Source organism: Paenibacillus oralis, from assembly GCF_003863965.1.
GTDB lineage: Bacteria > Bacillota > Bacilli > Paenibacillales > Paenibacillaceae > Fontibacillus > Fontibacillus oralis.
Genome location: NZ_RRCN01000001.1, coordinates 5,840,536 through 5,851,865 on the forward strand (window position 1 = coordinate 5,840,536; position 11,330 = coordinate 5,851,865).

The 11,330-nt window shown below is 56.9% G+C and carries 7 protein-coding genes; 2 read left to right on the plus strand and 5 right to left on the minus strand.

All coding sequences use genetic code 11. The annotated features are described in order from the left end of the window. Positions 1-29 precede the first annotated feature (29 nt). A complete protein-coding gene (locus tag EHV15_RS26055; protein WP_128633795.1) occupies positions 30-260 on the plus strand; it encodes a non-oxidative hydroxyarylic acid decarboxylases subunit D in 231 nt (76 codons plus the stop codon). Positions 261-357: 97 nt separating this feature from the next. Then, positions 358-1,080, plus strand: coding sequence for an expansin ExlX (gene exlX, locus EHV15_RS26060; RefSeq protein WP_425464490.1), 723 nt, complete (start codon positions 358-360; stop codon positions 1,078-1,080). 366 nt (positions 1,081-1,446) lie between these two features. Here exlX and EHV15_RS26065 read toward each other — a convergent pair whose 3' ends face one another. Genes EHV15_RS26065 through EHV15_RS26085 form a run of 5 tightly spaced genes read right to left on the minus strand, consistent with a single transcriptional unit; the run spans position 1,447 to position 11,290 of the window. Beyond that, on the minus strand, positions 1,447-2,310 hold the full coding sequence (locus EHV15_RS26065; protein WP_128633796.1) for a nitroreductase family protein: 864 nt from the start codon (positions 2,308-2,310) through the stop codon (positions 1,447-1,449). Beyond that, on the minus strand, positions 2,291-4,426 hold the full coding sequence (locus tag EHV15_RS26070; protein ID WP_178075960.1) for a phytoene desaturase family protein: 2,136 nt from the start codon (positions 4,424-4,426) through the stop codon (positions 2,291-2,293). Before EHV15_RS26070 ends, EHV15_RS26065 begins: the two co-directional genes overlap by 20 nt. Further along, entirely contained in the window at positions 4,419-5,267 is an 849-nt protein-coding gene (locus EHV15_RS26075) for a 4'-phosphopantetheinyl transferase family protein (protein WP_128633798.1), read from the minus strand. The genes EHV15_RS26070 and EHV15_RS26075 overlap by 8 nt, the downstream gene beginning before the upstream one ends. Further along, complete coding sequence (locus EHV15_RS26080) at positions 5,245-10,059, minus strand: SDR family NAD(P)-dependent oxidoreductase (protein ID WP_128633799.1); 4,815 nt, start codon at positions 10,057-10,059, stop codon at positions 5,245-5,247. The genes EHV15_RS26075 and EHV15_RS26080 overlap by 23 nt, the downstream gene beginning before the upstream one ends. A 19-nt stretch (positions 10,060-10,078) precedes the next feature. Continuing rightward, positions 10,079-11,290: an aminotransferase class I/II-fold pyridoxal phosphate-dependent enzyme gene (locus EHV15_RS26085; protein ID WP_128633800.1), complete on the minus strand. Its 1,212-nt coding sequence runs from the start codon at positions 11,288-11,290 to the stop codon at positions 10,079-10,081. Positions 11,291-11,330 lie beyond the last annotated feature (40 nt).

Sequence of the window (11,330 nt, forward strand, 5' to 3'; positions counted from 1 at the left end):
ATTTTCATTTAACAAAGGAGTGTATATCTATGAAAACCTGCCCGCGCTGCAATACAGAAAAAGCGTCCATCCTCGCGAGTTCGCCGGTTAAAGGAGCTTGGGAGCTCTATCATTGCCCGGTATGCCTGTTTATCTGGCGGTCTTCAGAACCGGAGTCGATCACAAACCCTCAAAAATATAACCCGTCTTTTAAAGTCGACCCCGCCGATATCCCAAAAGCCGCCCATGTTCCGGTGATTCCGCCGCTGAGAAGAAAGTAGGATTATATTTTAGGTTAAATATTCCTATTGAAAAATATGGCAGATCATGAAATCATTTAATATAACCTATTTTTTCTGGTTGCCAAAGGAGGGAATGATGATGATAAAAGTAAACTTCCGCTGGAAAACAAGCGTGCCGGCTCTAGCCTTAATCCTAAGTTTGATCGGGTATGCCCTGCCTGCTTCCGCTGCCTGGGAAGATACGTATACCGGATATGCGACTTACACGGGCTCCGGTTATTCGGGCGGCGCCGCTTTGCTTGATCCGATCCCGGCGGATATGGAAATCACGGCTTTGAATCCGGCACAGTACAACTATGGAGGCATCAACGCCGCACTTGCCGGGGCCTACCTTGAAGTGGAGGGACCGCTCGGCACCACTACGGTTTACGTCACCGATTTGTACCCTGAAGGGGCCAGCGGTGCTTTGGACTTATCTCCTAACGCATTTGCCAAAATTGGAAACATGATCGACGGGAAAATTAATATCAAGTGGAAAGTGGTTGAAGCCCCGATTACCGGAAATGTCCAGTACCGGATTAAAGAAGGCAGCAGCCAGTGGTGGGCGGCCATTCAGGTCAGAAACCACAAATACCCGGTATTAAAAATGGAAGTGCTGCAAAATGGAACCTGGGTTAATCTCGAAAAGCAACCTTATAATCATTTTCTGGGAACCGGTCTGGGAACGGAAGACCTGACCATTCGCATCACCGATATCAAGGGTCAAACGCTGACAGACACGATCCCCGCCCTGCCTGAAAACGGCACCGGTCAAGCCTACATCGTCCCGGGACATGTCCAATTTACGGGTTCACATTAACTCGGCTTTTGCAGAGCAAAAATCGGCGTAACCGCCGCCTATTTATTTCGCCTGATCGGATGGCTGGCAAAAGCGTGCTTGACCGGCCCCACTCTGATCATTAGTTGTAAAACATACAACTAACTTTACATCTATTCACCTAATCATTTGTTTAATTGCATTTCATACAATTATTTCTTTGTTTTTTTGTCTCTTCTTCAAAAAATAGCGGAATAACTGCACGTTTTACACTTAATCAAGTGCTGTGGCAGTTTTTCCGGATAAGTAATTGTACATTTTGCAACTATTGGAAGTGCCAAAATATGCTGGACGTATACGCGTTCAGGCTGCCCGGTAAAGCGGGCAGCCTGAGTTTTTCACGCGAGGTCAAATCCATCTCACCACTGGGTCATTACGGTCGACGCCCCGAGGCGAACGATATTTCGGGTACCCTAACGTAATGGCCGAATACACCTGCATTCCTTTGGGAATGTTTAAAATTTTGGCCAAAGTCCCGGGCGCTCCGGTCGCATACCCGATGATGCAGCTGCCGAGGCCCATCGTTTCCGCCTGCAGCATCAGGTAATCCTGGGCGGTCAGGCAATTATCCTTGCCCATCAGGTTTCCTTTGCTCCCATAAATAAAGATGACGCACGGCGCGCCCCGGAACACGGGCTTTTCGCCTTGCTCATGCTTGCGCACCACAGCTTTGAAATCCGGCAACACTTTGCCCAGCTCTTCCATTAAATGCGGTGTAAACAAGCTTAAAAACTTGCGGACCGGGGCCTTCATCCAAAAAATCAGAGATTTGTAATACCCGATCAGCCGCTCCTCGAGTTCATCAAGCGTCGGCCGGTCCGTCACCACGATATAACGCCGGTCCTGCGAGTTCGTATCGCTGGGCGCCTGCTGGGCGATTTCCAGCAACTTGCCGATTCTGTCCCGCGGCACTGGGGTGTTCTTGAAATGGCGAATCGACCGTTTGGAACGCAGCAGCAATTCCATATCTTCCGGCGCCACGCGCGGCCGTTTCTCTTTAAAGGCAACCGTCTTCTCCCTCCGGAGCCGGTTATGGCTGATCGCTTCGGCCGGACAGATCGCCACGCAATGGCCGCAACTGATGCAGTTCTGCTCATTGACCGGATCAGGGTAGGCTCCCGGCCGGGCGGGCGCAAACACATCGTCAACACATATCGCCGAGCAAAGGCCGCAGGTCCGGCAAAGCTCTTGATCAATTCGCAGCAAATTCATCCGCGACGCCTCCTTTCATTTGCAGATTTTTCGCTTCCTCCGCCCGCCATTTCCCGATATCGGCCGCGCAAATGCGCCCCGACACGACGGCCGGCTCCACCCCGGCCCCCGGAAACACCGAAGCCCCGGCCAAATACAGCCCTTTCAGCGGAGTTTTAAAGAACGGCCGTTTCGTGGCGATCGACTGATCCAAGGAATACACCGCGCCTTCCGGCATCAGGTTGTAACGCTCAAACGTTTTGGGCGTGGCCGCTTCCCGGAAAACGATCCGGTCTTTCAACCCGGGTATATGCTTGTCCACCTGCTCGATCAGCACTTGGGCAATCTCGTTTTTACGCTGAACGTACTCCGGCGTCCCCCTGTCCGGAAAATCCCCGTAACGGATCCCCTTATCCAGCAAAATCGTCACACTGGCTTGGCCCGGTGGTGCCAAGCGGGCGTCGGCGTTTGAATTGATGGTGACTTCCCAGCCTTCCTGCGGATTTTTGATCAGAATCGGGTATGGGGATAAGTCCATATCAACGCCCAGATACAGCAGGAAAAACGAGGTGGACATGCGCAGTTCGCGGATACCGGCCAAAAAACGGGGATCCAGTTGCCCCGGGGGCAACAGCCGGGTAAAGGTTGATTTCGCATCGGCATTGGAGACGACCACGGGACTGAAAAATGCTCCCTTCGCCGTCTTGATGCCTTTGACCCGGCCCTGTTCGGCCAGAATCCCTTCCACCTTCGTTCTCAGGAAAACCTTCCCGCCATGCCGTTCGACACTTGTCCTCAATGCCTCCGCAAAAGCTTGCGCTCCGCCTTTGACGGAATAACCGCCGTAGAGCGGAAAGGTCAGGCAAGCCGCCAAGGCGTTGATGGCCTGCGTCTCGTGGGCCTCCGTTCCCATGTAAACCATCAAGGCCGAGAGAATCGCTTTCAAGTCCTCATCGGCAAAAAATTCGTCGAGCTTCTGCCGGTAGGTCGCCTGCATCCATCCGTAGGCGTGCTTGCGTTTCCGCGGATAGGCAAGAAGCTCCGGCAAGCCGAATCGTGTGGCGAGCAACTCGGGCGAAAAAATCATCCCGTGGACGCCGGCTTCCCGGTAACATTCATCATAGGCCGCCTTCGCCTCCGCGAAAAACCGGGCCAGGTTCCCGCTTTCTGCGGGAAACATCCGCGACAGCATGGCAACCAGTTCATCCGTGTCCGGCGGCAGATCGATGCGCTGCCCCCCATACAGATACCGGGTGCTGTTGCGCACGAACAGCTCCGATCGGTTCAGCCCGAGTTCCCGCAGCAAAAAGCTGACCGGGCCAGCCTCTCCCAGGCCGCTGACATCCTCGACTCCGGTGTTGAACGTAAACCCGCGGCGGGAAAAGGAAGAGCAATACCCTCCCACATGATACTGATGTTCAAACACCCCCACCCGGTAACCCCGTTTGGCCAGCAGGGCGGCGCAGGTCAATCCGCCGATCCCCGCTCCGATGACGATGATGTCGAATTCTCCCGGAGCCCGCTTCCGCTCGCGATCAACCTCAACCCGCCAATCGTTTCTGCGGAAATCCCGCACATTCAGCAGCACGGGGGAGATGTAGGTAAAAACAATCGACAATAGCACAGCCAGCAAAATAGCAGCGAGCGAGATAACCCGCGCGGCCGGACCGAAGGCAAAACCGAACAATACCGCTAGAGCGCCGAACACCGCGGCCCATCCGAGCGTCATGATCCGGTTCATCTCCCCGAACGCCGAATCGTTCGCAGCGGCGCCGGAGCGGTCCTTGGCCGTATATCCGGCCGTCAGCGGTTTGCCGAGCAGCAGCGTCGCCCCCGTGACCGCCAATAATAACAGGTTGCCCCAGACCGCATAGTCGTCCAGCCACGCCTCGGGCAGCCCGAAGCGGGCGGCCGGGACAAACGCCGCAAAATGGACAGCCGACGCGACATCCAGCCCTAAGGCGGACGAACGGCCGATTTTGTAAAGCAATAATCCCCCCGTTAGAACCAGTGGGAGACAGAGAATCATTAGATTCCGGCTGGCTCCGCTCCACCAGAACACGAGCCATGGCGTCAGCGAAACCAGAAAGTCCAGCATGCCGGGATATCCCCCGACGGGCGGTTTGGATTTAATCACGCGAACCTCCTTGTTGGGCGGAAAATAACAAGCAAACGACACCGCATACCCCGTCCCGGACATCGTAATACATGACGCCCCGGGGGCGGGGCCGGGGAGCATACCGCTCCAGCCCGCCGTTTAGTTCCAGGCGGACGCGGCAAGCGCCCTCCCCGTTCTCCAAAGCATGAAAACGCAAGGAAGAAAAACCGCGGGAAAAACCGGTGCCCAGCGCCTTTCCCGCCGCTTCCTTCAAGCTCCACATCAGCAGGCACCACTCATCCGCAGCGTACCGCCGGAAAACCTCGCTCATCCATTGCCGCTCTTCCGGAACAAGGAACAAACCGGGGAGTCCTTCTTCGACAGGCCTGATCTGCTCGATATCGATGCCGACCAGGCAGCGCTCCCCGACCGCCGCCCCAAGCATGCGGCCGCCATGGGCCAGAGAGACCGACAGTCCCTGGCTCGCCCGATCTTTACCGATGGATATATAGGGCATTCCCTGGCGGTCCCCCCGTTCCACTTGAAGCAGGGCGATGTCCCGTTCATGGCCCACGTGCCAGCCGCGGCGCTCCTCCACATAATCACGGATGAGACGCTTGGCCAGCAGCCGCGTATGGAGCAGCTCCCGCTGCCGCCGCGGATTGCGGAATAACGAGCGGTATCTTGCGATTTCAGTGGGGGCGAGGATGCGCTCCGCCAGCAGCAGATCCTCGAGAAAGCTTCCGCCAAGCTCAGCGGCGGCGGCCCCAGCGGGGGCATACGGCGCCATCGTCCAGCGCAGCGCCGCATTCCGCCCCTCTTCCGCAAACCGGACGGTTTCCCCGGTAAACAACGGCTTAGAACAAATCGTGATCTCCATGGACCTTGGCGATGCGAATCAGATGCAGATCGATCATGTCGAAGATCAGCCGGTTCTGGGCATCAACCACCTGGGCATGAAAATCCACCGTTTCTCCCTCGTCCCTTAACAGGCGGCAGTGCACGTAGACCGTTTCTCCCTTCTTGAAAGGACGGTACAGCACGGCGTCACCGATCCCTCTGGGCACGATGATGTTGCCGTGTTTATGGAAATCATTAAACAGCATGCAGCGGCCGATGTTATCGATCGTGATCGGCGAGATCAGCATATCCGTCTCCGCCGCGTAGGAGAAAATCCGCCGGTCGTCGGGCACCGTCACCTGCCCCACCACGACATCGTCGTTTATATATCCCACGTAGTCCAGGCACCGGAAGGTCGGACCGAAGGAAATCAAATGATCGGTCATGGCGTAAAACCGTTCGATATCCATCGGCTTGGACTCGTGAATCGCCCGGACAACATCCGTATCGGCCGTCCGTGGGGCCAGACGCTCGCGCTCAAACACGGCATAGCCGGAGGAGTGCAGCCGTTCCTTCTCCAACACTTGCCCCTGGCGGTTATAGAAATCCGAGCGAATCTCCGCCCTGATCTCTTTTCGCGTATCGCTTCTTCCCACCACTTCCGCTTTCATGTCCAACGTCAGCGGGCTGCCCTCAAAATATTTCACGAACTTGCTGAACTCCACGCTATGAATCCGGGTCCCCACCAGCTGCGAATCCGCGCCATGGATCCGGTTCATCAACATGCCCAGTTCGCCGAAAGCTTCGACATGCATGACGCCGGCGAACACGTATTTGCCCTCCACGAGATGATCCTTCAGATAGATGTCCTCCTGGACCGTCAAATCCTTTTGCACCTCAAGCACTTCGTTGGTGGAGCGTTTAACCCGCTGCAGCAGCGGATAATGAACCCGGTCGGTCACTTCGCCGCGCGCGCCGAAATGAACCTGTACTTCTCCGCCCGCTTCGTCCAGCGCGTCCATTTGGCCAAGCGGCCGGTTCGTGCCGAGGCTTCCGTAATACAGCACCTCCGGGAAGCTGCCGCCGTACACGACTTCCTCCAGGAAGCGCCGGGTCCCTTCCCGGCTGCCGATAAATTCGAGGCCGCGCTGCTCCTTTTGGATTTTCTGCACCTGCGGATCGGTGGCCATGCCCACCTCGTCCCAGGCGGTCCAGCCCATGACGAAGGCTTTCAGTTCCGGCCGCTTGCGGAACAACTGGAACGACATGCGGACGATGATGTCCGCGCCGCCGGCATAATCCACTTGGCCGTCCATCCCGAAGCGGCCGGATACCGAACCGATGCTGGCGAAAAACCGCAGCGGCTCGTCCGCGAATTCACGGTAAAGGTGAAAGAAACCGTTGGCTTTGACCCTGACCACGTTTAGCGAATGGATCTCGGGTTTTTTAGGCACCTTACCAAAGGACGGCAGTCCGGCGCCATTGACGATCCCCGTCACTTTGCCGAATTTGCTGCGAATCTCCGCGGCCAGCCGGCGGACGTCATCACGGTCCGAAACGTCACAGCGGTAGTAATGGAAGCGATACCCCACATCCTTGACCGATTGCAGGTTGCGGTACAGCGCTGCCGCCCCCTTCAGCTTCTCCAGCTCCTGCTTGATCTGGATCGGCGTGAGCTGGGGATGCTCCAGCTTCATCCGCTGAAAAAACGCCGCGCTGTACTGTTCAAACTCCGCTTCGGAGAAATGGAGCCATTCCTCGTCGCCGCGCGGCAGCTCCGTCCGCCCGGTCACGATGATCGTCGGGCGGAACAGCTCCGCCAGGCCCTTGACGCATTCAAAAATAATCCCTCTGCCGCCGCCCGAAACCAGAATGACGTCCTCTTCCCCCAGCCGGAGCGGTTCTGCCACCCGATCCGGTTCAATCGGGGCCGGCAGCACCTGGATCGTTTTTCTCCGTCCCTGCACGTAGCCGATTTCGATCAGCGGTTCGATCAGGCTAAACTCCTTCAGCAGCGTTTCGGCTGTAAGCGCGATGTCCCTTGTATCGCTCAGATCAACGACTTTGCCGCCAAAATCGTCAAATTCCTTCTCCATGCTCTTGAAGAAGCCGGCCGTCAAAGCGCCCACAGGATTAAAAGAGGTTTCCCGCTCCATCCCGAAGACCCCGCCGATGTTCGTTGCCGCGAAACAGCCCGCTTCGCTCCCGTGCCGCTCGACGTCCTCATAAACCGCCTTCGCCGTTTGGAACAGCAAATTAAAGCTGCTATCCACTTCCCGGTGCCAGGCTTCCTCGTCGATGTCAAAATAGGACAGCTCCGGGGCCAGCGGATACAAATAAATGAACCCGTGGATATCGTTCAGCCGGGTTTTGGCTTCCTCCAGCGACTGCTTGAATAACTCGGGGCGGTCAAAATCCGTGCGGATGCCCGCCGGCCCGTATTTTTCCGGCGCTGCCGAGAGGATGCTAAGCTCCGCTCCCCGTAGGGCGAGCTGCTCCGCCAGTTTAGCGGTAATCTCCCCGCCCAGCCGGTCCTCCACGACGATAAATCCCTTGCCATGGAACGCAAACGCCCGCCCGGCGGCCGCATCGTATTCCCGCTCAACGGTCACGGGCACATACCGCCGAGCCACTTGCTCGCCGCTAAATTGCCGCAGCCATTCGCGGAGGCCCTCGTCCGTCCATTCGCGGCGCTCCTCCTCCACCGCCTTAGCCGCGGCCGCCGCAGGCATCACCTCCAGACGGTCCAGCGTATATTCGGCAATCTTGCGGATGGTGTTGAATTGCTTGATGTTCAAATCGGGATTGGCCTCGTAGCCGAACACTTCCCGAATTTGCACGAATATTTCCGCTTGTTTGACCGAATCGATGCCCAGGTCCGCTTCCAGATCCAGCTCGTCCTCCAGCATATCCACCGGGTAGCCGGTCTTGGCCTGAATGATTTCCTTCACCCGGGCGAGCACTTCCGTGATGCTGGCGGCGGGGGCTGACGGCGGGAACAAATCCGCTTCGGCCGCCGGCGCGAACTCCAGCGGAGGTTCTTCGGCTTTCATTTCCTCCAGGCGGCCAACCGTGTATTCGGCGATTTTACGGATGGTGTTGAATTGCTTGATGTTCAAATCGGGATTGGCTTCATAGCCGAACACTTCCCGAATCTGCACGAAAATTTCCGCTTGCTTGACTGAATCGATGCCCAGGTCCGCTTCCAAATCCAGCTCGCCTTCCAGCATGTCCACCGGATAACCGGTCTTGGCCTGAATGATTTCCTTTACCCGTGCCTCGACCGCTTCCGGCGGCATGGTGGCCGCGGCTGAAGCCGGCCCGGAACTCACCGGGAACTTCTCCGTACTTTCTGCGGGCTCCGCGATTTCCTCTCCCAAAGCGACGCGGATACGGCCTAGAATCGCCGCGAGCGATATCTGTTCATCCAGGGGGATCTCGTTCTCCGTCAAACCAAATTGCGCCCGCAGCTTTTCGATAATGGACGGGAATACCTTGTTGTTCAGGGCAAGCTCCAGCTTCATCGGCCGGTCCGAAACGGCAATCGTTTCCCGAGGGTAGCCGGTGGCGAATTGAATGATTCCGATCACCGTTTCGACGGTTTCGTCCCGGCGCTCGGCAGGTTCAGAAACCGGTTTCGACGCAGGGAATACCTCCGGCCCTGCCGGTTGTGACACTGCCAAGTACGGTGCTGCCGATTTCGACACTGCCGGCGGAGCCGCTGCGCTCGCTTTCTCCAGGCTTCCGTCCCCCAAGCGATGCACCTGCAAATAAGCGGTCAGCCGCTCCAGCGAGACGAGATCCCCGGTTGCCGCCACATTGCCCGCATGAGCATACACCGCCGTATCTCCCAAAATGCTTTTGACCAGCTTGGTCAGGATGTCCTTCGGCCCTACCTCGATAAAGACGTTTCCCCCATGCGTGTCGTGCAGCCGGGTCACGATGTCATAAAAGCTGAACGGCTGCAGAAGCTGCCGGGACAGCAGGGAAGCCATTTCATCGGTCGTAAACCGGTGAGGCTCGTAAAAATCGCCCAAAATCGTTGAGTAAACACTAACCTGCGGCGGATGGTACGTAAACTCCAGCAGCTTTTTGCGGAACGCTTTGACGGCCGGCCCCAGCAGCTTGGAATGAAACGCATGGGAAACCGCCAGCTTCGTGTACGCCACCCTTTCGGCTTCGCAGTTGGCGGCGATTTTATCGACCGCTTGCTGCGTGCCCGACACGACGACTTGATCCTGCGCATTGTGCAGGCTGACCGTGTAATAATCGCCGATGCCTCTGAGCGCCGCGTTCAATTCGGCGCTGCCGCGGGCGGCCTTCAAGCTGATCATCGTGCCCCGCAAGGAAGGATCGATGATATTGAGGGACCGGGCCCGGTAATAAGCGATCGTAAGCGCGTCCGCAAAAGAAAACACATTTGCCGCCGCCAGCGCGGCGATTTCTCCCAGGCTGTGGCCCAGATGGATATCCGCCCCTCCGGTCAGCGGCCGGATCAGCCGGTACAGCGCCATATTGGCCATAATGATGGCCGGCTGCATCACCTCGGCGGCGGTCAGGTTCTTTTCCGCTTGCGCCTTATTCTCTTCTCCCTCGTAAAATATCAAATCGGTCAGCCTCCGGCCCGTCAACCGCTCGTAAACCTCGTCCGCCTCCCGCAGCGTATCCCGTACAACGGGAGAAACCCCGGCCAATTCCTTCAGCATGTTCGGATACTGGGAGCCGTGTCCGGTGAACAGGAAGACGGTTTTGTTCGCCGCAAGGCGGCCTTCCTGGCCGAAATAAACGCCCTGAGCTTCAAGCGCCCGGTAATTGATCGCTGTCATGTTCATGTCCAAATCGTCTCCTTCTTTAAATAATGCCGAATTCTTTGCCGCATTGTTTGAGCTTGTCCAAAGCGATATCAATATCCTCGTCGCTTAAAGAAGCCGTGATCGTGGCGCGGAAGCGGGCTTTGTTCATCGGCACGGCGGGGAAGATCGCGGTGGCGATGTAGACCCCTTGCGCCAGCAGTTTTTTGGTCATCCGCATCGTCGTCAGGTCATCGCCGATAAATATCGGAATCACCGGCGACAGACTGTCCAGAATATCGTAGCCAAGCTCCATCAGCCCTCTTCTGAACCGCAGCGTATTATGCCAAAGCTTCTCTCTTCTCCACGTTTCCGTTTCCATCAGATCCATGGCTTTCAGAACCCCGGCCACGATGGACGGAGGCAGGCTGGCGTTAAAGATGTACTGGTGCGAAACATGCTTGATGTACTCGCAAGTGTCCCGGTCGGAAGCGATGCATCCGCCGACGCCGGCAACCGACTTGCTGAACGTGGCCATTTTGATATGAACCTTGTCCTCCACGCCGAAATGCTCGGACACGCCGCGTCCGGTCGGCCCAAAGAAGCCGAGGGAATGCGCCTCGTCGACCATAACGCTTGCGCCGTGGCGTTCCGCCAGCCGGACGATTTCGTCAAGCTTCGCCAGGTCTCCGTCCATCGAATAGACGCCGTCGACCACGATCAGCTTTTTCTTGAAGCTCTCGCTCCTCCCCAGTATGTAATCAAGCTTCTCCATGTTGTTGTGTTCAAAGATCCTCACCTGTCCTTTGGCCATCTCCATCCCGTCGACGATACTCATATGATTCAACTGATCGGTGATGATGACCGACTTCTCGTCGGAGGCCAGGGAGGTGATGGCCGCCAAATTCGCCATGTACCCGGCGCTGACCACGACGGCGTCTTCCGTGTGAAAATACTCGGCAACCCGTTCCTCCAGCCGCTTATGCAGCAGCGTCGTTCCATTGTGCAGGCGGGCTCCGCAAGTGCCCGAGCCATACACGTCAAGGGTGTCCTTCATCGCCCGAATTACTTCCGGATGCGTGGAGAGCCCCAGGTAATTGTTGGAGGTCAGCATAATTACACGCTGGCCCCGATATTCCGTGTTGCCGTCCTGCGGGCCTTCAAAAGGCGGCTCAAAGACGTACAAATCCTGCCTTTTCCCTTCCTTGATCGGCGCTAAAAAAGCGGAAAATTCCTCGGCAAAACCCAGCGGTACGGGTGCGGTTTTCAGCATAAAACTAGCTCCTTTCCTGTTTCCGTCTATTTGGATTAGC

Bases quoted from the DNA above. Each gene is read 5' to 3' on its own strand.
- EHV15_RS26055 (WP_128633795.1), top strand. From the start codon at position 30: ATGAAAACCTGCCCGCGCTGCAATACAGAAAAAGCGTCCATCCTCGCG.
- exlX (WP_425464490.1), top strand. From the start codon at position 358: ATGATGATAAAAGTAAACTTCCGCTGGAAAACAAGCGTGCCGGCTCTA.
- EHV15_RS26065 (WP_128633796.1), bottom strand. From the start codon at position 2,310: ATGAATTTGCTGCGAATTGATCAAGAGCTTTGCCGGACCTGCGGCCTT.
- EHV15_RS26075 (WP_128633798.1), bottom strand. From the start codon at position 5,267: ATGGAGATCACGATTTGTTCTAAGCCGTTGTTTACCGGGGAAACCGTC.
- EHV15_RS26080 (WP_128633799.1), bottom strand. From the start codon at position 10,059: ATGAACATGACAGCGATCAATTACCGGGCGCTTGAAGCTCAGGGCGTT.
- EHV15_RS26085 (WP_128633800.1), bottom strand. From the start codon at position 11,290: ATGCTGAAAACCGCACCCGTACCGCTGGGTTTTGCCGAGGAATTTTCC.